The organism is Providencia sp. wls1916, from assembly GCF_009706585.1.
Classification (GTDB): domain Bacteria; phylum Pseudomonadota; class Gammaproteobacteria; order Enterobacterales; family Enterobacteriaceae; genus Providencia; species Providencia lanzhouensis.
Genome location: NZ_WLUL01000014.1, coordinates 134,721 through 156,023, shown reverse-complemented (window position 1 = coordinate 156,023; position 21,303 = coordinate 134,721). Strand labels below are relative to the sequence as shown.

The window sequence follows — 21,303 nt, the reverse complement described above, 5'->3', positions numbered from 1 at the left end:
CTTAATTATCGAATTTTATTCTAGGATTCCATTCTTTATTAGAACGCCATTTATGAACAAACCTGCGTTAACGACTACCCTATAGTAAATAATCGGGCGTAAAGATTGAGTTTTCCTGTTCTAATTTATTAAGCATTCTTTATTCAATTGATTGATATAAAACAATAATTTTATACTTCATATAGAACATGATGATATTAGACAAACAGCTATAGGACGATAATGATGAAAAAAGTACGTGCAGTTCAATATGGTTGTGGAAAGATGGGCAAATTTCTCATCCGTTACCTACAAGAACACGGTGCTGAAGTTGTGGCGGCTTTTGATATCAACCCTGCCGTGATTGGCAAAGACATTGGTGAAATTGCAGGCACGGCGCCAACTGGCGTAAAAATCCAGCCACTGAATGAAGCGGATAAAGCCCTAGAAACCTTAAAACCTGACGTGGGGATTATTGCGACCCTCAGTACCATGACCGATTTAGAAGATGCATTCTCCCTCTTCGCTCGCCATGGCGTTAATGCAATATCAACAGGTGAAGAAGCTCTCTATCCGTGGAACTCTTCCCCTGAGATCACTGAAAAACTCGATGCTTTAGCTAAAGCGAATAACTGCACTTTAGCGGGCAGCGGCTACCCAGATATGTTCTGGGGCGTGCTTATCGATACCTTGGCGGGTTCTATGCACAAACTGGTCAAAATCAAAGGCTCTAGCTGCTATAACGTGGAAGATTACGGCATCGCGCTGGCAAAAGGTCACGGTGCAGGTTTAACTGTCGACGAATTCAATCAGCAAATTGGTAACTATAACGACCTGCCATACGCGGTTATCGCTGAGAAAATTGAGAGCGGTGAATATGCACCACCGTACATGTGGACACAAAATGGTTGGCTGTGCAGCCGTTTAGGTCTGACCATTACCAATCAAACTCAGCGCTGCGTGCCGCAAATTGCCAAAGAAGATATCTATTCAGATACTTTAAAAATGACGGTGAAAAAAGGCGATGTTTTAGGGTTGTCTGCCGTGGTGATCACTGAAACAGCAGAAGGTGTCACCTTAGAAACGGAATGTATCGGTAAAATTTTAACGGCGGATGAGTGCGACAAAAACAGTTGGCAGCTCATTGGCGAGCCAGATACGGCGATTGAAGTGAATAACCCAGCAACCGTGGAACTCACCTGCGCAAACCTGGTTAACCGTATCCCAGCGCTGATCAACAGCCCTGCGGGCTACACCACCACAGAAAAAATGCCAAATAACGTGTATATGACCAAACCGATGCACGAATATTTATAATCAACTGACTTGATTGAATATTAATCACATAGCCCACATCCCGTGGGCTATTTTTTTGACTTAGCGAGGCTTTGTCATCTGCCATTCTAAGTGGCGACGCACTGCAGGCCACTCATTACTTAAGATGCTATAAACGCAGGTATCTCGTAGCTCACCCGTACGAGTTAGCATATGGTTACGTAAAATCCCATCGAGTTTTGCCCCTAAACGCTCAATCGCTTTACGGCTTTGATGATTTAAAAAATGTGTTCTTAGCTCCACGGCAACACACTCTAATTCTTCAAATGCATTTTTTAATAACAAGTACTTAGCTTCCGTATTGATTGGTGTGCGCTGGGCTTCGGCTCCATACCATGTTGCCCCAATTTCAACACGGCGAACCCCTTGGTCGATCCGCATATACGAGGTCATGCCAACGGCTTTGCCTGTACGTTTATCAATAATCGCGAATGGCACCATCTCTTTATGGGCAAAACGCGCAAGGCGCATATCGACATCTTTCGCGACATTTTCCGGTTCAGGTACCGAGGTATACCACAGGTGATGTAGCTTATCTCGTTCAATAATCTCAGCATAAACAGCATCATGGTGATGAGTCAGTAGCTCTAATCGAACATGGTTGCCTTCTAAGGTGACAGCTTGGCAAATCTCTTTCATCGGCGTATTTCCTGAATAACTCGGTTGTGTGAAGTGAAACCCCATCAAATTATGATGTGAATAACCATTCTTCTTTGTTGTAACCATTTTTTATGACAGAAAAATAAAACAAAAGAAATAGTCCTGTAAGTTTAATTATTCCTCGTAAAACATATGATAAAAATCACAATTTTTTAACATTATTCTTAATTCAATTGTCCATTAGGCTACAGTTAACTCATCTGACCTGTTATTAATAGTCCCAAATGGGAGCCAATATGAGCAATTTTCCACATCTTTTTACCCCACTTGATTTGGGGTATACCGTTCTTAAAAACCGTATTTTGATGGGTTCAATGCACACCGGCTTAGAAGAACATCCCCAAGGAAGCCAGCGCCTTGCCCACTTTTACCGACTTCGTGCAGAGAATGGAGTCAGTCTGATTATTACCGGGGGAATAGCCCCGAACCCCGAAGGAGCTTTAGCACCTCATGGTGCTGTATTGAATCATCAAGACCAATTGCCATTTCATCAACAAATCACCGATGCAGTGCATCAAGCGGATGGAAAAATTGCATTACAAATCTTGCATGCAGGTCGTTACGCTCTACATCCGGCGTTAGTGGCGCCTAGCCCGATTAAATCCGAGATCACCCCATTTCCCCCCCGTGAATTAACTGCCGATGAAGTTCAGAAAACCATCGATGACTTCGTAAATACCGCTAAACTTGCCCAGCAAGCAGGCTACGATGGTGTCGAAGTGATGGGATCGGAAGGTTATTTAATCAACCAATTTATTACATCGCGCACCAATCGTCGAACTGATGAATGGGGCGGCAGCTACCAAAACCGTATCCGTTTTCCGATAGAAATCATTAAACGCATTCGCCAAGCGGTTGGGAAAAATTTCATTGTTATCTATCGATTATCCATGCTTGACCTTGTTGAAGGGGGCTCAACTTGGGATGAAATTGAGCTATTGGCTAAAGAGATTGAAAGTGCGGGCGCCACCATGATCAATACAGGAATAGGCTGGCATGAAGCCCGTGTGCCGACCATTGCGACGCTGGTCCCCCGCAAAGCCTTCAGCTGGGTAACCGAAAAATTAATGGGCAAGGTGAATATTCCACTGATTACCACCAATCGCATCAATGACCCGTTTGTGGCGGAACAAATCATTGCTAGCGGTCAAGCTGATATGGTGTCCATGGCGCGCCCTTTCCTTGCTGATGAAGCGTTTGTGTCAAAAGCCCAAGACGGTCGATTTGATGAAATAAACACCTGTATTGGCTGCAATCAAGCCTGCCTTGACCAGATTTTTAATGGCAAGCTGGCTGGCTGCTTAGTGAATCCACAAGCGGTACGCGAGATGGACTATCCTAATGAATTAGCAGATAAACCCAAAAAAGTGGCAATTGTCGGGGCGGGTCCAGCGGGGCTTTCTTGTGCAATCTATTCCGCCAAACGAGGGCATCAAGTCACGCTATTTGAACGCAGCAACCAAATTGGTGGGCAATTCAATCTCGCTAAACGGATCCCCGGCAAAGAAGAGTTTTATGAAACTTTGCGTTATTTTTCCCGACAACTGCAACTACTCAATGTGGATGTTCGACTCGAGCAGATTGCACAAGCGAATGATTTAACTCAATTTGATGAGGTTATTATCGCCACAGGCGTTATCCCCCGCACTATCAACCTAGCTGGCGCCGATCATCGCAAAGTCATGTCCTATATTGAGGCTTTAAAACAGCCCGATAATGTCGGTAAAAACGTAGCTATTATTGGCGCCGGAGGGATTGGGTTCGATGTGGCGGAACTCCTTACCCAACAAGGGATCAGCAGCAGTTTAGATGATAATAAATTTAATCATGAATGGAATATTGATACCGCCATCACCACTCGCGGCGGGCTTTTCCCGATGAAAAAACAGTTAGAACCAACGCCTCGCCACCTCTATTTATTGCAGCGAAAAAACAGCAAAGTCGGCGCAGGACTTGGAAAAACCACAGGATGGGTGCACCGCCTGTCATTAATGAAACGTGGCGTTCAGATGTTTAATGGCGTGGAATATATGAATGTGGATGATGATGGGCTTCATATTCGCTATCAAGATGAATATATCTGCCTTGCCGTTGATAATGTCATCCTTTGTGCTGGGCAAGAACCTTATCGCCCATTGAAAGAGCAATTAGAAGATATTGGCATTCACCCTCATGTGATTGGAGGGGCGGATGTGGCGTCCGAGTTAGATGCCCGCCGAGCCATTGAACAAGGTATGAAAGTGGCTTATCAGTTGTAAGTTTTCTTGACCCATAAAAAAACCCGCTAATCAGCGGGTTTTCTTTTTTGAACAACGTGAAAGCTTAGTCTTGAGTTTGAGATAACTCAGAATCCGCTTGCGCCAGTTTATCGTCTTCCGATAAACATACCGCCGCAGTGAAAAGCACGTCCGTTGAAGAGTTCAGTGCAGTTTCAGCAGAATCTTGAAGTACGCCAATCATCACGCCCACTGCAACCACTTGCATTGCCACTTCATTCGAAATACCGAACATATTACACGCCAGTGGGATCAATAATAACGAACCACCAGCAACCCCAGATGCACCACATGCACAAACCGCTGCAACCACGCTTAATAGCAGCGCCGTCGGGATATCAACAGGAATGCCCAGAGTATGCACCGCTGCCAGTGTTAACACTGTAATGGTGACAGCCGCGCCGCCCATGTTAATGGTTGCGCCTAGCGGGATAGAAACGGAATACGTATCTTCATGCAGGTTCATACGGCGACACATCCCCATGTTCACAGGAATGTTAGCTGCGGAGCTACGGGTAAAGAAGGCGGTTACACCACTTTCACGTAAGCAAGCGAAGACTAATGGGTATGGGTTACGCTTGATTTTCCAGTAAACAATCAGCGGGTTAACGACTAGTGCCACTATAATCATACAGCCCAGCAATACCGCCAATACGTGGAAGTAACCTTTTAAGGTTTCAAAACCGGTTGTCGCAATTGTTGAAGAAACTAACCCGAAAATACCTAATGGCGCTAAGCGAATAACCACACGAACCAACTGAGTCACGCTTAAAGAGAAATCGTGGATCATCGTTTTGGTGGATTCATTGGCATGACGCAATGCAATACCTAAACCAATCGCCCATGCCAAGATACCAATATAGTTCCCTTTAATCAGAGCATCGACTGGGTTAGCGAAAATATTAATCAACAAACCTTTGAGCACTTCAGCAATGTTACCCGGAGGCGTCAGTTGAGTATCGCCTACAGCTAAGATCAAGCTTGATGGGAACATAAATGAGCCAATCACCGCCACAACAGCCGCGAAGAATGTCCCTAGAATATACAGCACTAAAATTGGACGAATGCTGGTTTTTTGCCCTTGGCGATGGTTAGCTATGGACGCCATAACCAACACCCAAACAAGAATTGGAGCAACCGCTTTTAACGCGCTGACGAACAGGTCACCCAGTAAGCCAACGTTTTTTGCTGCCGATGGCCATAACCATGCCAATAAGATACCTGCAATCAAGCCTGCTAGGATTTGTTTGACCAAACTACCTTGACTAATTACTCGCCATAACCCTGCTTTATTTGTATCCATAATAGACCTTTATAATTTATCTTTTTTAGGAATTAAATGTGTTTGCCGAGCCAGTATAAGGAATATTAATCTCCTGAAAAGGCTATTATTCAAAATATACACAATGATTGATTGCAGTTAACATTAATTTTACATATCTGTGATCGCAATAGAGTTTTGTTTCTTATAGGAAACAGAGGACATAGAAAATGAGTGAGGATTTTCAGATAGTTAAAATAAAAAAACACCTCAGATGACTCCAAGGTGTTTTTTAAAATTGTATTGATTACTGCGAGTAAGATTTAACGATTGATTAAATAGTCACCAAAGTAATCTGCTATTTTTGCCTCATCTACTTTTAAATTTCCTTTCCAACCAGCCCAAGGCATTTCCATATCAGAACGCCCTTTCGTATTGTTAAGTTGGTTTTCTGCACTAGTTATATCACCAAAATCGCGCCAACTATCAAGAGACAAAGCGATAAAAGTATTCGGAATAACACCAATCAATGCGAGTGAATGCAATATTCCGCGTAATGTATATCTGTCTCCTTTAACCAATTTTGCCTGCGATAACCGCTTTTCAAACTGCCCTGGCGTCTCATTTTCAGGGGCATGACGTAATAAATCTAATAGTTGATTAAAGACTTTTTTGTCTTCATCGGTAGGTTCTACAGCAGCAACCGTCAGTAAATGTCGGAGATTCAAATAAGTGTAACTTACATTCCCAGTATAGGAATTTCCGTAATATAAGCAGTATTGGAAGTAACTATCATTAATATAAATATGCTTATTATGATCGCTACAAACCCAACAACATGCATATTGCGGTTTTTCAAGATATTGATGAGCCGGCAGAGAAAGTAGCTTGTGATAAGCTCCCAAGACTGATCGACCTCGCAAATAACTTCCTCCAACTCCCGCCACGAAAGCATCCAAACAACGCTGGCGAGTAAGCGCTGTTTCCTGTTTTAAACTGTGTAGTTTATTAATGATATCTTCATGATCAGTAAAAAATGCAATCTCATTCGGCAACCAATGAGAATCACTCAATATTTTCCGTTCTTTATCAGATAAAGAGTCCAATGGATAAGTCGATACCGCACGACCTCCATCATATTGGCTATTTTCATACTTATAGAGTTTTCGTAAGACCCGCATGACTTGTTGCACAGAACCGCCTCATCTTTACGCCTATAAATCATTAGATATAAAAAAACTCCCAAAGTCATGATGAAATTATGGGAGTTTTTCTAATTAGGAAAAAGATTATCCGTTAATCAATTTTTTCGCTTCGTTGCGCTTATTCACGATCGTGTTAACCACCAATGTCAGAACTAAGATTGCAGCCACAGTCCCTAACGAAACCGCAGTAGGAATATGGAAAATATCCATCAGCAACATCTTCACGCCGATAAAGCTTAAAATGATAGCTAAACCGTACTTAAGCATTGAGAATTTCTCAGCAACACCCGCTAATAAGAAGTACATTGCACGTAAGCCTAAAATCGCAAACAGGTTAGACGTTAATACAATAAACGGGTCGGTGGTCACAGCAAAGATAGCGGGAATACTGTCTACCGCAAAGATAACATCACTGATTTCCACTAAGATCAGAACCAAAATTAATGGGGTAGCAAACAGCAATCCATTCTTTTTAATAAAGAATTTTTCACCATGTAACTCATCCGTCATCCGTAAGTGTGAACGAACCCATTTGACCAATGGCTTTTCATTTATCGGTGAATCATCCTCTTTAGCGAACGCCATTTTGATCCCCGTAAACAGTAAAAACGCACCGAAAACATAGAGGATCCAGCTAAATTGTGTAACTAACCAGCTACCTGCGAAAATCATAATCGTACGCAGGACGATAGCTCCAAGCACCCCGTAAACAAGTACGCGACGCTGTAAATTTGCCGGAATAGCAAAGTAACCAAATAGCATTAACCAAACAAACACGTTATCCACAGCAAGGGCTTTTTCTAACAGATAACCGGTTAAGAACGCCATAGTTTGCGTGTTCGCAACTTCAGGTCCAACGGTATCATTGAAGTACCACCACAGGCCGCCCGCAAAAATCAGCGACAGAGTCACCCACAAGATGCTCCAACCCGCTGCTTGCTTCATCGACATCGCCTGGCCTTTATGTTTTCCTTGCCAAAACATATCGATGAGTAGCATCACAAGGATCATGACAGCAAAGCTGCCCCATAAAACAGGATTTCCAACAGAGTTCATTTTGATTCCTTAAAAAACAAAAAACGGCTGATATCCAGAAGACATCAGCCGCTTAAACTGTTTTCACCCTAAGTTATCACTATACGGTTGTAAACGATGAGCAAACCTCGCCTTCTGGCAAGGTCTCACTTACAACACAGATAACCTAAGACAAGGAAATTGTGGTGCTCGGTTACCGGGTACAATTGTGTGCACCGTAATGACGATAATCCGACAGAAGAAGTTACTCCCCTTTGCTATGCGTACACAATAAGGTAATTAGTCTTAAAAAGCAATGATTAGCTACCAATATGTTCATGCTATTTTTCGTTATCTAAACACAAATATATTGATAAATAGTCAGATTAAATCCTCTTATTCAGCGCCATTCCCGTTTTTTGCCATTTTAGAAAGCCAGTAGTTAAGAACCTAAAATGTAAAAATCAGCCGCAATTTAAATGAATTCTCAAAATAAGCTTAAAATTTACTGTTTAGTTATTTTCTGTTTTGTTAAAGTGATCGGGTTTTACACTAACAGCCCGAAGAAACAGCTGTTTTCTTCCGGCATTTACTTAATCCATTTCTGCCCAACAACATGTTTGTTGCTGTGATTGCCGTTTAGGAAACATTAATGGAATTAGTTAGAGAACTTTTTTTCGCCCTTTGGCACCAAGATTACGAAACCTTATCTAACCCATCGTTGATATGGTCGATTTATTTCATGCTGTTTATGATCCTATTATTGGAGAACGGCGTGCTCCCAGCTGCATTCTTACCCGGTGATAGTTTACTGATCCTTGTTGGCGTACTCATCGCAAAAGGTGCTCTTAGCTACCCATTAACTTTAGTGATTTTAACTGCGGGCGCCAGTATTGGTTGCTGGGTGGGTTATATCCAAGGTCGCTGGCTAGGTAATACAAAAATTGTCAAAGGCTGGTTATCACACCTCCCCGAACACTATCATCAGCGTGCTCATGGGCTATTCCATCGTCACGGCTTAGCCGCATTACTGATTGGTCGATTCCTTGCTTTTGTCAGAACATTACTACCAACTATCGCAGGGCTTGCGGGCTTGCAAAATGGGCGTTTCCAAGTGTTTAACTGGTTAAGCGGGCTCCTTTGGGTGCTAATTTTGACCGCTATAGGCTACGGATTCGGTAAAAGCCCTATTTTCCAACAATATGAGCATCAAATTATGAATGTCTTGATGCTTATTCCAGTTGGATTATTAATTTTGGGTCTGATCGGCAGCATTGGTGTTGTCATCAAGAAAAAATTCGCCCGCAAATAAATAGCCGTCACTGAATCAAATCGAACAGCGGGAATATTTAGCGATTCCCGCTTTCCTCTATCTCAATTCGAAATCTATACCAATTAGTGATTGCACTTAAGCTAAAAAAAGCTATTGTAATGTTATTAAGGCCATACTTTATTAAGGCATTGCGTTATTTTTCTATTGATAGGAGGTTCTACTATGTCATCCAATCATTCTTCTGAAGATCTACGTGCTGAACTTAAATCACTCGCAGACTCTCTCGAATCCATTCTGAATAGTACTCAAGACAAATCAAAAGAAGAGATCGAAAACTTAAAGGCGAAAGCCCGTGAAGCCCTCTCCTCTTCAAAAGCTAAACTCGGTCAAGCCAGTGATAAAATCACCGAGCAAACTAAAGAAATTGCAGGCCAAGCAGATTGCTATGTACGTGAAAATCCATGGAAAAGTGTGGGTATCGGTGCAGCGGTCGGTGTGGTCTTAGGCATGCTGCTCACCAAGCGCTAATCACCGCTTATGGAACAGTCGCCACGTCAAGGACCCGCTAAGCGGGTTCTAGATTCTCTGCAAAGAATTGCGGGTATCGCCGTTAATATGGTTGAAACCCGCATTCAACTTATTGCAGTAGAATTAGAAGAAGAGAAACTCAACCTTGTTCAGTTATTATTACTCGCAGGGCTGACCCTTCTATTTTCTGCATTTGGTCTGATGTGCCTTATTGGACTAATTTTTTGGTCTGTGGATCCCGTCTATCGTTATCAGGCTTTCGCTATCACGACCGGAACACTGATTTTACTCGCGATTATCTTTGCTATTTGGACGTTAAAAAAAGCGAAACAGTCCACGCTGCTAAGCGCAACCCGTGAACAGCTTCGCAATGACGCTAAAGCACTGGCAGGAACCGATGATGAGCAAAAGTAAACGTCAGTTACTTGCAGAAAGAAAATCACGCTTAGTCTCTGATATTGAGCAGCAGCGCATCCAATTATCGGCCAGTAAGAAAGAGTGGCTACAAGCCACTACCCCTTATGACAGAGCATGGCAAACCCTGATGACCTTTCGCCCAATTGTTATCGCTGCGACGGGTCTTATCTCTATTTTTACCTTAAAGCACCCCAATCGATTTATTTCACTGAGCAAGAAAGCCATTGCGACTTGGGGGCTTATTCGTACCCTAAGAAGCAGCTCAAACAGTTCAAATCAGAAATAACCCATCCCCTTAAGATAAAAATAATCATTATTTGTCAATATGATAGATAAAAGTGCCCTTTAGCACTTTTTTTCGCACTCAATTATACACATTCAATTTTTTTGTCTATCTTTGTTAATAAGCTTAGCTTTTTATTGAATGAGCTAAGTAATAAGATACGCACATCCAAGATTTCTAGCCTTTTCGTGCTGAAACTTAGCTTATAACGCGATATATATCGCACTTTATTTATATTTAATGACCGTATTATCTGGAGAGACTCAATGAAAAATTTAGAAAGTGGAGCTATTTTATTAGCACGTATTATGATGCCAATTCTGTTCATCGTTGCAGGTTACGGCAAATTAGGTGGGGCATATGAAGGCACTCAGCAATATATGCAAGCAATGGGCGTCCCAGGCTTTTTACTGCCACTGACAATTTTACTTGAGTTAGGTGGTGGGCTGGCAGTGTTATTCGGTCTGTTAACACGTACAACCGCAATTTTCACTGCTGTGTTCACATTCTTAACTGCGATGCTGTTCCATACGAATTTCAGCGTTGAGCCAAACAGCTTGATGTTTATGAAAAATATGACTATTGCAGGCGGCTATATTCTGTTAGCAGTGACTGGCCCAGGCAAATTCAGTATCGACCATTTATTAAATAAGAAATGGTAATGAGCTCCAATCTCCTCGCCTATAGTGACCTATAGGCAGGGAGTTAACAGTACCCTCAAGTCAACATCCTTTTCCATAAGTTAAATGCCTTTGCACCTCCCATCCGAGGTGCTTTTTTTTGCTTTTACCTTTGCTTTCTTTTTATTTTCGCTTTTCGCTTTAAAAAGAATTAAAGAATAGGTGATGAGTGATCTCTAAATAATTCGAGTTGTAGCAAGGCGGCAAGTGAAGTTATCCCTGGGAGCATACACAAGTATGTGACTAGGGTAACTTTATGAAGCCAACACAGCTACAGCTTGAAGTATGACGAGATCACCCCCTAAATAATTTAGGGATTTCGCGGAGACACCACGACTTCGCCTCCCCCATGCTGTCCCGTCGCCACGCCATAATCATATTCGACTCATGGCTAAACTCCGCCCCCACCACTTGCAGGCGCCCTTCCTTAATATCTTGCTCCACCAGCGGGTATGGCATTGTCGCCACCCCGAGCCCTGCAATTAGTGCTTTGCGCTTATCTTCGATGCTCGATACCGTCAATCTTTGTTGTTTATCCAGCAGTTGCACGGTGATCACTGGGCGCTCACGGGCGGTATCTGCCACCGCAATACCTCGGTATTTCACTCGCGTGGTTTCAGAAAGCGGTTCTGGTTCTTGGTGAATAGGATGGTTCGGGCTTGCCACATAAATATGGTTCAAGGTATACAGCACTTTGGAGTTAATTTCAGAGGATGAACGGAAATGCATATCTGGTGCGATAACAATATCCGCACGTCCTGATTCAAGTCGCTCCCATGCCCCTGCTAGCACCTCAGTAATTAAAGAGAGCTGGGTGTCGGATTTCTCAGCCAGTTTGTCCACCAGCGGGAATAAAGACTCAGCCGGAACCAGCGCTTCACACACAATAGTCAGATGAGTTTCCCAACCTTTAGCTAGCGCCTCCGCATCCGATGTGAGTTTATCTGCGGCTTCAAGTAATACGCGCCCACGCTCTAACAGCATGCGCCCTACATTGGTAAACTTGGTTCGATGTCCTGAACGGTCAAACAAAATAACATCAAGTTCTTCTTCTAACTTCTGCATGGTATAGCTCAATGCCGAAGGAACGCGACCTAGCTCTTCCGCCGCTGCCGCAAAGCTGCCACGCCTATCGATTGCATCCATCACCCTTAACGACTCAAGTGTTAATGCTCTCTCTTTGCTCATGATGTATCTCTTTCAGGAAATTTGAATGATGGAAACAGATTAACTGGCTAACAATTCAACGTCCAGATATTTATTATAACAATATATTACTAGCTATATATTTTGAGTGAGGGTTAACCATTATGATGAAATTAAGATCAGTTAACCATTGTGGGAAAGCAGACTACGGTTGGTTACAAGCACGCTATACTTTTTCGTTTGGTCACTATTTTGATCCAGACCTAATGGGTTTTAAAACCCTAAAAGTGCTCAATCAGGAAGTGCTTGCGCCAGATAATGCTTTTCAACCAAGAGTTTATCCTCATGTTGATATTGTGAACATCATCCTGCAAGGTCAAGCTGAATACCGCGATAATTTAGGTAATACCGTCAGTGCAAAAGCAGGGGAATGCGTCAGCTTTTCGCCTCGCCCTGACCTGAGTTACAGTGAACACAATACCAGTGAGACAACGCCATTAACACGGCTCCAGCTGTGGCTAAATGCGTGCCCACAACAGGAATCTATGCCGCCCCAAAAGTTGGCATTAGCGGAGAAAGATAACAAGCTTATCGCCTCACCCGATGGGGACGATAATAGCCTACAACTTCGCCAAAAAATTTGGATAAGCCAGATTTACCTTGAGCCTAATGAATCAAAAACCCTCGCATTGCGAGGTAAAAATGCCTATCTACAATCCATTCATGGTGGTTTACAGGTTAGCGGGAAAGAATCGCAATCTTTATCAATGAGCTGTAACGACGGCTTATTTATCCAAGATGAAAATTCCCTAACGCTCACCAGCTACCGAGCATTTAGAGGTTTATTAATTGATTTAGGCGAATCGTTGTAATCCTATTCAGGAGGCGGAAAAAGTGAATTTACTCCATAAATTGCGCAAAATTTGCGAATAGATTCGCAAATTTCATCATTTATATTTCCGCTATCCCGATATCACTGTGATAGAGTCCAGCCATAAGACAGTTAAAAAACCATCAGTTTTTAACTCCGAACTTTATTTTTTTGATTTTAAAGGGGTTCTTGTGGCTTTATTCATTTTGCAGCGACACAATCAAATTTTCTCTCGGATCCTCAATGAGGTTGTCCCTCAAGATGAATTAGCGAAACAGTTTTCCGTTTCCACCCGTACTATTCGTTCAGACATCAACGAAATCAATGAATTAATTAAAGATCATAGTGCTCATATTGTGTATGAGCGCGGGCGTGGATATCGATTAAAAATCGAAAATGATGAAATTTTTTCTGCATTTACTAAGCTTAATGACAAAAATAACCAGATTCCACGCACCAGCAAAGAGCGTATTGATGCCCTATTGCTCAAACTCTTGATGTTATCCCTGCCCGTCAAGCTCGATGATATTGCCGAAGAGTGGTTTGTTAGCCGCAGTACCATTCAGCAAGATATGGGAGCCGTTCGGGAGCATCTTCATCGCTATCAAGTTCAACTGGAGAGCATTCCTCATCAAGGGATCCGCTTAAATGGCAGTGAGTGGGCTATTCGTGCTTGTATGACCGAAGCACTCTGGCGGCAATTTAGTGAGCAAATCACCCCCGATCTCGCCACATTTACCCCGGAAAGTCTGGATAATCTCGATTTAACCTACATCGATAAAGTAGTTCATAACAGCTTGAATCGCTTTGATATTCGTATCAGCAATGAAGGTCATCTTTATCTTGTATTTAACTGCGCCGTCACCATTTTGCGTATTACCCGCGGTCATGAACTCACTGCCAGCGTCAATAACGAAGAGTTAGAAGAAGTCATTACTCAAGCTTGTGATGAAATTTCTAAAGGGTTAATTTACTTCCTGGGTAATGATTTATCCTCAGCTGAATTGAGCTTTTTGCACGATCAAATCATCGCGCAGCGTATCAGCAATCAGCACGCATCAACACAAAAGCATAATCATCACAATGAGTTATCTGAATATATCTTAAATTATATCAACGAGTTGTATAACTATGATTTGCGGAGTGATGAAAAGCTAAAGAAAGATCTGAATACCCATCTTTCTGCTTTAATGACTCGCCTTCAATACCATATTTCTACCCCAAACCCGCTGCTTTCAGACATCAAACAGTATTATCCATTTGCCTATGATGTCACATTAAGCGCCTTAACCAGCGCCAGTAAGCAGCTACTTCCACATCCCATTAATGAAGATGAACTGGGTTACTTAGCAGTGCACATTGGGGTTAGCCTTGAACGAAATTATGGGGCAGGCTCCGCACGCCAAACGGAAGTGTTAGTGGTCACGGATGCGGGTAACTCCACCTTTCGTGTGGTGGAATCCAAAATTATGCGTGAATTTCCACAGCTCAAATTTAGCCGCGGGTTAACACTGCAAGAGTATGAATCGTTAGATGAAGTCGCAGAAGACTTTGTGATCACCACCGTACGGATCTCTGAGAAAAATAAACCAGTTATTAAAATTGCACCCTTCCCAACCCCCTACCAGCTCGAACAAGTGGGTCGCTTAGCGATGGTGGATCAGACTCGTCCCTATATTATTGAGCGCTTCTTCGATGAGCGTTTTTTTATGGTTATCAATGAAAAAATTAGCCAAGAGACGCTGTTTAAAACCGTCTGCCAGAAACTGCAATTAGAAGGCTATGTCACCGCAGATTTTTACCCGTCCCTACAAGAGCGGGAATCGATTGTCTCGACATTGCTGGGTGAAGGGATCGCCCTTCCTCACTCCTTGGGGTTACTTGCCAATAAAACTATTGTGACAACTATCCTTGCCCCGCAAGGCATCGAGTGGAACAAAGAGACCAAAGAGAACGCCTATGTGATTTTTTTATTGGCAATCAGCAAAACTGACTATGAAGAAGCCATGGCGATTTATGATTTGTTTGTCACCTTCGTCAAAGAGAAAACCACCCGCCGCCTAGTGAATGTCAAAAATTTCAATGAATTCCAAGCAATTGCTAAAGATAGTCTCGCGCGAATTTTATAGTTATCAATAATTCCCACCACCATCCCCCCCACTTCCCATCATTTCCACTTCTCAGTGGAAAAAGGGAGGTGGCCACTATTTACGTGATCCTAACCACAACTCCACCAAATGATTTTTAATCCAAATTGTCCATTTCATGCGTAAACCAACGTAAGTGGAAGTGAAGATTTCCACTCTATATAGATTTCCACAAATTCATTTCCACTTTTATTTATTAACCTGAGAGCTATTTTCACTTATAAAAAATCGATCTTAATGATTTGAATTTAAATGATTTTAATTACTCACTCGTTATTTGATACACCAAAACCCCCCTCGTAATGTGTTAGTTTTTCCAGTTAGCTTCCTGTTAGATCGAAAATTAACCACCATCCTTCCGGTTACACTTCCAAAATATTTCCACTTTGAACTGGAAATTCCCTGTCTGCAAAATTATCCAAGAAGCGATTAAGGTATTAGCCATGAAGAAAAAAGTGATTTGATTTGAAATATTACCTTGGATTTTAAACAGTTATGAATGAATCAGTTGTGGTTTTCAAAATGTTAGAAGACGACCTTGATATCCATCAGGTCACACAAGAACTGCTAGCAGTGATTACTGACTGGCTCAAACTGGAGGGTTGCTACACCACGGATGTACAGCAACAAATGCTGGAATCTCATCTACGTGCCATGGTCGCTCGAGCCAAAACCGGTGAAACCTTACCGGAAGTGGATATCAGTTTGTTCGATGAAATTTCGAGCCATTCCATTGCATTAGCGCAACGTGTCGTCGATACCTTGCCGGGGCTTGCACCAGAAGAGACTTATTTGCTCTCAGTTCACTTTGAAGTTGCCCGTTCTAATGATTAATTTTTAGCATCTTATTTTTAGTACTCAATTTTTAGCATTCAGTTTTGGAGAATATTTTATGAAACAGATAGTTATTGTTATCGGCGATCGTTTAGGTAAAGGGCAAAAAGTGGCTGCGGGCGTTGAAGCTGCTGGCGGAAAAGCCATTGTTGTTCCTGGTGTCGCTGCTGACATGAAACTGGGGGATGTGATGAACCAAGAACAAGCTGATCTTGGCATTTCATTCTGTGGTAGCGGTGGTGCAGGCGCCATTACAGCTCAAACCAAATATGGCTACAAAGCGCGTTATGGGATGCGTTCGATTGAAGAGGGAGAAACCGCCATTGCTGAAGGTTGCAATGTTTTAGGTTTCGGATTTATGGACAAGGAAGAGTTAGGCGAGCGCTTAGTTAAAGCTTTTAATAAAAAATACGGCAACGCTTAATGAAAAAATCTATCGAAACGACTGTACGGGTGACAGGGCAAGGCGACACAAAGCAAAAAGCGATTGCTGACGCCTTAAATTCGATTCAAAAAACCGTACTTAAGAACAGCACCGACATTATTCTGCGGATAGAACCCAAGGATGTTGAGGTTGTTAGTGCTCACTCTCATTCGCGGACAGAAAAGTTTCTCTTTCTCTTTTTGCCACGCAAACGTGAACATTTCCGAGTTGTTCTCGACGTTTCGCTGGATGTTACCTTACTTTCTGTCAACGAAATTCCATTTACAGAACAATAAAAGCAATCAGGTCTGGAGTAAATTCCATGAGTGAAACTGCATCTTTCTTAGAAATATTGGGCATGTCCCTCATTATCGGCGGTCTCTGCGGCTTTGGTTTAGGCGCAGGGGCAGCACGTATGTTCCACGCGCCAACCGTTCAAGGTATGGGAGCATTCCGTACCCTTGGTGAGTTAAACGCCTGTGAGGGCGACCCCGCATCACACTTCTCATTCGGCTTAGGATTCTTCTTCAACGCATGGGCATCATCAGTCGCTGCGGGTGCCTTCACCCAAGACGTTGACCACCGCATCATCCCTAACTGGGGTGCTGCTGCTCTATTAACTAAAAACCGCAGTGTGGCAGATACCCTGCATAACCCGAAAAAAATGGCGATTGCCTGTGCCATTATCGGGGCATTGGTGGTCGCCTTCTTAAATACCACGGCGTCCGCAGTACCAGCCGCGCTGCAAACCACCGCTATTAACGTGCTGGTTCCGGCAGCTAACTTACTGGTTAACACCGTGATGCCCGTCATTTTCTGGCTAGCCGCGATGGATGCTGGTCGTCGTTCCGGTTTCTGGGCAACCTTATTTGGTGGTTGCGCACAATTAATCATGGGTAACGCTATCCCAGGTTTAGTGTTAGGGATCTTGATTGGTAAAGGCGTGGATGACAATGGCTGGAACCGCATCACTCGTACCATGATGATCACCGTTATTCTGCTGTTCGTTCTCAGTGGCTTCTTCCGCGAATTTGACCTGAAGATGATCACCTCTTTCAACTTAGACAAACCACTGTGGCTTGAATATGTCCACGGACTGCTGAGCGGGAAATAATCATGACAACTGAAATCAATAAACAAGACTTTTGGTACGCAGAATGGTCTTTCCCTATCTTTGTTGGGCTGCTATCAGCGGGGATCTTCGCGGGTACCCATATGTATGTCGTGTACGGGTTTGGCGCATTTAACGAAGTGGCTTTCGTCGCCATGTTACGTGCAGGGCTAGATACGGGGGTTTACGGTGCGGTCGCCGCCTTCGGTGCAAGCTTCCTGTTTGCGCGGATTATCGAAGGGTCATTAGTGGGGATTTTAGATATCGGTGGCGCACTACAAACCGGTATTGGCTTAGGGGTTCCCGCCCTATTTTTAGCCGCTGGCTGGGATATTTTAGTCACTAATTTCTGGATCTCCCTGATCACAGGTTTATTCCTTGGTGTGCTTATCGGCTTAATTATCGTGTTCGCCCGTAAGTTTACCATTGCACAAGCGAACTCCACATTCGGCGCAGACGTGATGATGGGGGCTGGTAACACATCCGGCCGTTTCTTGGGTCCATTGATTATCCTTGCCGCAATGGCCGCGTCTATTCCGATTGGTATCGGCGCACTGATTGGTTCACTGATTTTCTATGTATGGCAAAAACCCGTCGCAGGTGGCGCTATCTTAGGTGCGATGTTGTTTGGGTATTTCTTCCCACTCGCCGCTTAATAAATATCTAAGCCCCCTACTTTGGGGGCGAAGAGCAGCCAACAACGCTGCGGTTTGAAGTATGACGAGTATGACTATAAAGAAGGTAATCATGTATTCTCTAATCATCAAACAAGGAAAGCGTATCGATGGCTCAATTATCGATATCCTAATCAAAGACGGAAAAATTCAAGCTGCGGGACCTGAGCTTTCCCACAATCAGCAAGCTGAAAAAATCATTGATCTTGAAGGAAAGCTGTATGTCAGCGCTGGATGGATTGATTCTCACGCCCACTGTTTTACCGAATCGCCAATTTACTTCGATGAGCCTGATCTCGCTGGTGCTGCTGGTGGTGTCACTTCACTGGTTGATGCGGGCAGTGTAGGTGCTGATGATATTGACAGGTTTTATCGGCTCACCACTCAGTCCAAAACCAATGTCTTCTCTCTGCTGAATATTTCACGCATTGGCATTATTGCTCAGAATGAGCTGTCCAACATGGATAATATCGACGATGCGAGTTTCCAAGCTGCACTTGAGCGCCATCCCGGCTTTGTGGTGGGCATGAAAGCGCGCATGAGCATAAGTGTGGTGGGCGAGAATGGTATTGCGCCTTTGGTTAAAGCCAAAGAAATGCAGAAAAAACACCATCTTCCATTAATGGTGCACATTGGAAATAACCCGCCCAATATTGATGAAGTCGCCGACTTACTCACCCGTGGGGACATCATTACCCACTGTTTTAATGGCAAACCAAATAAAATTTTAGGGGATGATGGATACCTAAAACCATCTATTGCCCGCGCCCTCGCCCGTGGCGTGATCCTCGATGTGGGTCACGGCGGTGAAAGCTTTAGCTTCAAAGTCGCAGAGCAAGCCATGCGAATTGGCACCTATCCAGACATTATCAGCTCAGATATCTATCACCGTAACCGAGTGAATGGTCCCGTCTATAGCCTTGCATTCGTGATGACGAAATTCCTGTGTATGGGCTTTAGCGCCGAACAAATTTTACGCTGTGTCACTGAGAAAGCCGCGGATTTACTGTCTCTTCCTGCTAAAGGTTATTTAAAACCGGGCTTTGATGCAGACATCACCCTATTTGACCTCAAAGAAGAGGCAACCGAGCTGACGGATGCCGACGGCGAGCATCGCATCGGTACCCATCGTTTTGTTCCTGTTGCTGCCATCGTTGGTGGAAAGCACATTATTCCTGCACAAGGCGAATCTGAACATGCAATCAATCTATGAAAAATATCAGTTAAAACACGTTATTAATGCCTCCGGTCGTATGACTATTTTAGGCGTTTCGACCCCAACACCTGAAGTCGTCGAGCGCGTAGCGTATGGGCTGAACCATTATTTTGAAATTAAAGACTTAGTGAACAAAACTGGGGAGTACATCGCTCAACTGCTCAATGTTGAAGCTGCGGTTGTGGTTTCCTGCGCCTCTGCGGGTATTGCTCAAGCGGTGGCGGCGGTGATTGTGCAAGATGATGAGGATTTGCTGCTTAATTTGCACTCCTCCAGCAAATCCGTTCCTCGCGAAATTATTTTGCCAAAAGGGCATAACGTGAACTTTGGCGCCCCCGTGGACACCATGGTCACGTTAGGTGGCGGTAAAGTGATTGAAGCGGGTTTTGCGAATGAATGTAGCGCTGCGCAGTTAGCGGCAAAAATCACCCCGCAAACCGCTGCCATTTTATATATCAAATCCCACCATACCGTACAAAAGAGCATGTTAACCGTGGCGGAAGCCGCCAAAGTCGCTCATGCCCATCAGCTTCCCTTGATCGTGGATGCGGCCGCGGAAGAAGATTTAACTGCCTATTACCAAGCGGGTGGCGACATTGTGATTTACAGTGGCGCCAAAGCAATTGAAGGACCAACCAGTGGCTTAGTTGTCGGTAAAAAACAGTATGTTCAATGGGTAAAACGCCAATCTCAAGGTATTGGTCGTGCGATGAAAGTTGGTAAAGAAGGCATTTTAGGCTTAACACTGGCTATCGAGCAGTACCTCACCGCTACCAAAGAAACTGGGGCGGAAATGATCAGCCGTATGGATAAATTCCTTAAAGATTTAAATACGATAGCCGGTATTTCAGCCCGTATTGTTTGGGATGCCGCTGGGCGTGATATCGCCAGAGCCGAGATCAGTTTCGATGAAAAAGCGATTGGCAAAACCACCTACCAAATCATGGATGAGCTGAAGCAAGGCAATACTGCGATTTATTTTCGTGAGTACAAAGCCAATGAAGGAAAGGTTGAAGCCGATATTCGCAGCGTCAGCACCGAGCAACTTGACGTCATTTCGCAGCAAATTCGTACGTTAGTAGAAGGAATTTAACATGAAGTTGTCACCAAATTTTTACCATGATCGTGTGTGCCTGAACGTTCTAGCAGGGAGCCATCAAAACGCAAAAGATATTTATGCCGCGGCGGAAAGTTTTGTGGTGGTTGGAGTGTTATCTAAAAATTATCCTGACCTTGAAAGTGCCATTGCGGATATGAAGGTGTACGCCAAGGAAGTGGATAATGCGCTGTCTGTCGGTTTAGGTGCTGGCGACCCTAAGCAGTCCACCATGGTGTCTCTGATTTCGAAAGAAGTTCAACCTCAGCATGTGAATCAAGTGTTTACGGGCGCACCGATTAGCCGCGCACTACTGGGTCAGAATGAAACGTTTGTGAATGCGTTGATTTCCCCAACGGGTACGGTGGGCATGGTGAAAATTTCAACAGGCCCATTAAGCGCTCAAGCCCCTGATGGTATCGTGCCGATTGAAACCGCCATTATGATGCTCAAAGATATGGGCGCAGATTCTGTGAAGTTCTTTAATATGCAGGGCTTGAAGTACATTGAGGAATATAAAGCTATCGCAGAAGCTTGCGCGAAGTTTGATTTTTCTTTAGAGCCAACGGGCGGTATTGATTTAGAAAATTTCGCCGAGATTTTGCAAATCGCCCTCGACGCTGGCGTGAAGAAAATCATCCCACATATTTACAGTTCTATTATTGATCAAGCCACTGGAGATACCCGCCCAGAGGATGTCCGCCAATTGCTAAACATGGTTAAAAAAGCGGTAAATTGATGTAGCAATAAGCTACACATAAGAAAATAAATATTAGCGAGACGTTAAAGTACTTACCGCCATAACCATGACAAAGCAGCCAATGCCCCACTCACTTTTTGTGCCGTGGGGCATTTTACTTTTTATTTTTATTC

Annotated in this window: 22 protein-coding genes; 17 read left to right on the top strand and 5 right to left on the bottom strand. The window is 43.6% G+C overall.

The window, feature by feature from the left end:
- Positions 1-222: 222 nt before the first annotated feature.
- Complete coding sequence (locus GKR61_RS10070; RefSeq protein ID WP_108478447.1) at positions 223-1,296, top strand: NAD(P)H-dependent amine dehydrogenase family protein; 1,074 nt, start codon at positions 223-225, stop codon at positions 1,294-1,296.
- A 60-nt stretch (positions 1,297-1,356) separates the two neighbouring features.
- On the opposite strand, the gene GKR61_RS10065 is transcribed toward GKR61_RS10070, so the two are convergent.
- The gene (locus GKR61_RS10065; RefSeq protein ID WP_154599778.1) at positions 1,357-1,953 is read right to left on the bottom strand and encodes a GNAT family N-acetyltransferase; all 597 of its coding nucleotides are present in this window, start codon (positions 1,951-1,953) and stop codon (positions 1,357-1,359) included.
- A 257-nt stretch (positions 1,954-2,210) separates the two neighbouring features.
- Here GKR61_RS10065 and GKR61_RS10060 point away from each other — a divergent pair, with 257 nt between their 5' ends.
- Positions 2,211-4,232, top strand: a complete 2,022-nt coding sequence (locus tag GKR61_RS10060) for an NADPH-dependent 2,4-dienoyl-CoA reductase (protein ID WP_108478445.1) — start codon at positions 2,211-2,213, stop codon at positions 4,230-4,232.
- A 64-nt stretch (positions 4,233-4,296) separates the two neighbouring features.
- On the opposite strand, the gene sstT is transcribed toward GKR61_RS10060, so the two are convergent.
- From sstT to GKR61_RS10045, 3 genes are all read right to left on the bottom strand, one after another.
- The gene (gene sstT, locus GKR61_RS10055) at positions 4,297-5,553 is read right to left on the bottom strand and encodes a serine/threonine transporter SstT (protein WP_036956183.1); all 1,257 of its coding nucleotides are present in this window, start codon (positions 5,551-5,553) and stop codon (positions 4,297-4,299) included.
- A gap of 281 nt (positions 5,554-5,834) precedes the next feature.
- Complete coding sequence (locus GKR61_RS10050; RefSeq protein WP_230085029.1) at positions 5,835-6,704, bottom strand: hypothetical protein; 870 nt, start codon at positions 6,702-6,704, stop codon at positions 5,835-5,837.
- 96 nt (positions 6,705-6,800) lie between these two features.
- Positions 6,801-7,772 (bottom strand): TerC family protein, encoded by a 972-nt coding sequence (locus tag GKR61_RS10045; protein ID WP_036956180.1) that lies wholly within the window; start codon positions 7,770-7,772, stop codon positions 6,801-6,803.
- Between the two features lie 610 nt (positions 7,773-8,382).
- Here GKR61_RS10045 and GKR61_RS10040 point away from each other — a divergent pair.
- The 5 genes from GKR61_RS10040 to GKR61_RS10020 all read left to right on the top strand — a co-directional run bounded on the left by GKR61_RS10040 (position 8,383) and on the right by GKR61_RS10020 (position 10,893).
- Positions 8,383-9,042 carry a DedA family protein gene (locus GKR61_RS10040; protein WP_108478444.1) on the top strand — a complete coding sequence of 220 codons (660 nt, stop codon included), beginning with the start codon at positions 8,383-8,385 and terminating at the stop codon, positions 9,040-9,042.
- Between the two features lie 183 nt (positions 9,043-9,225).
- On the top strand, positions 9,226-9,531 hold the full coding sequence (locus GKR61_RS10035; protein ID WP_036956175.1) for a DUF883 family protein: 306 nt from the start codon (positions 9,226-9,228) through the stop codon (positions 9,529-9,531).
- Positions 9,532-9,540: 9 nt separating this feature from the next.
- Positions 9,541-9,945 (top strand): phage holin family protein, encoded by a 405-nt coding sequence (locus tag GKR61_RS10030; protein WP_036956172.1) that lies wholly within the window; start codon positions 9,541-9,543, stop codon positions 9,943-9,945.
- On the top strand, positions 9,932-10,234 hold the full coding sequence (locus GKR61_RS10025) for a YqjK-like family protein (protein ID WP_230083152.1): 303 nt from the start codon (positions 9,932-9,934) through the stop codon (positions 10,232-10,234). The genes GKR61_RS10030 and GKR61_RS10025 overlap by 14 nt, the downstream gene beginning before the upstream one ends.
- A 263-nt stretch (positions 10,235-10,497) precedes the next feature.
- Entirely contained in the window at positions 10,498-10,893 is a 396-nt protein-coding gene (locus tag GKR61_RS10020; RefSeq protein ID WP_132496578.1) for a DoxX family protein, read from the top strand.
- A 312-nt stretch (positions 10,894-11,205) separates the two neighbouring features.
- Here GKR61_RS10020 and GKR61_RS10015 read toward each other — a convergent pair whose 3' ends face one another.
- Positions 11,206-12,099 carry a LysR family transcriptional regulator gene (locus GKR61_RS10015; protein WP_154599776.1) on the bottom strand — a complete coding sequence of 298 codons (894 nt, stop codon included), beginning with the start codon at positions 12,097-12,099 and terminating at the stop codon, positions 11,206-11,208.
- Positions 12,100-12,221: 122 nt separating this feature from the next.
- Here GKR61_RS10015 and GKR61_RS10010 point away from each other — a divergent pair, with 122 nt between their 5' ends.
- From GKR61_RS10010 to dagF, 10 genes are all read left to right on the top strand, one after another.
- A complete protein-coding gene (locus tag GKR61_RS10010; protein WP_036956165.1) occupies positions 12,222-12,929 on the top strand; it encodes a pirin family protein in 708 nt (235 codons plus the stop codon).
- A gap of 190 nt (positions 12,930-13,119) precedes the next feature.
- Positions 13,120-15,057, top strand: a complete 1,938-nt coding sequence (locus GKR61_RS10005; protein ID WP_036956162.1) for a BglG family transcription antiterminator — start codon at positions 13,120-13,122, stop codon at positions 15,055-15,057.
- A gap of 513 nt (positions 15,058-15,570) precedes the next feature.
- Positions 15,571-15,909: a transcriptional antiterminator gene (locus tag GKR61_RS10000; protein ID WP_154599775.1), complete on the top strand. Its 339-nt coding sequence runs from the start codon at positions 15,571-15,573 to the stop codon at positions 15,907-15,909.
- A gap of 58 nt (positions 15,910-15,967) precedes the next feature.
- Positions 15,968-16,333, top strand: coding sequence for an SFCGS family glycine-rich protein (locus GKR61_RS09995; protein WP_036956157.1), 366 nt, complete (start codon positions 15,968-15,970; stop codon positions 16,331-16,333).
- On the top strand, positions 16,333-16,629 hold the full coding sequence (locus GKR61_RS09990) for a DUF4312 family protein (RefSeq protein WP_006659132.1): 297 nt from the start codon (positions 16,333-16,335) through the stop codon (positions 16,627-16,629). Before GKR61_RS09995 ends, GKR61_RS09990 begins: the two co-directional genes overlap by 1 nt.
- A gap of 26 nt (positions 16,630-16,655) precedes the next feature.
- Entirely contained in the window at positions 16,656-17,447 is a 792-nt protein-coding gene (locus tag GKR61_RS09985; protein WP_036956155.1) for a DUF4311 domain-containing protein, read from the top strand.
- Positions 17,448-17,449: 2 nt separating this feature from the next.
- Positions 17,450-18,100 carry a DUF4310 family protein gene (locus GKR61_RS09980; protein WP_036956154.1) on the top strand — a complete coding sequence of 217 codons (651 nt, stop codon included), beginning with the start codon at positions 17,450-17,452 and terminating at the stop codon, positions 18,098-18,100.
- A 91-nt stretch (positions 18,101-18,191) separates the two neighbouring features.
- Positions 18,192-19,331, top strand: coding sequence for an amidohydrolase/deacetylase family metallohydrolase (locus GKR61_RS09975; RefSeq protein ID WP_154639755.1), 1,140 nt, complete (start codon positions 18,192-18,194; stop codon positions 19,329-19,331).
- Positions 19,315-20,427 carry a DgaE family pyridoxal phosphate-dependent ammonia lyase gene (locus GKR61_RS09970; RefSeq protein WP_154599774.1) on the top strand — a complete coding sequence of 371 codons (1,113 nt, stop codon included), beginning with the start codon at positions 19,315-19,317 and terminating at the stop codon, positions 20,425-20,427. Before GKR61_RS09975 ends, GKR61_RS09970 begins: the two co-directional genes overlap by 17 nt.
- Before the next feature lies 1 nt (position 20,428).
- The gene (gene dagF / locus GKR61_RS09965) at positions 20,429-21,169 is read left to right on the top strand and encodes a 2-dehydro-3-deoxy-phosphogluconate aldolase (RefSeq protein ID WP_036956146.1); all 741 of its coding nucleotides are present in this window, start codon (positions 20,429-20,431) and stop codon (positions 21,167-21,169) included.
- The last annotated feature ends 134 nt before the right edge of the window (positions 21,170-21,303 follow it).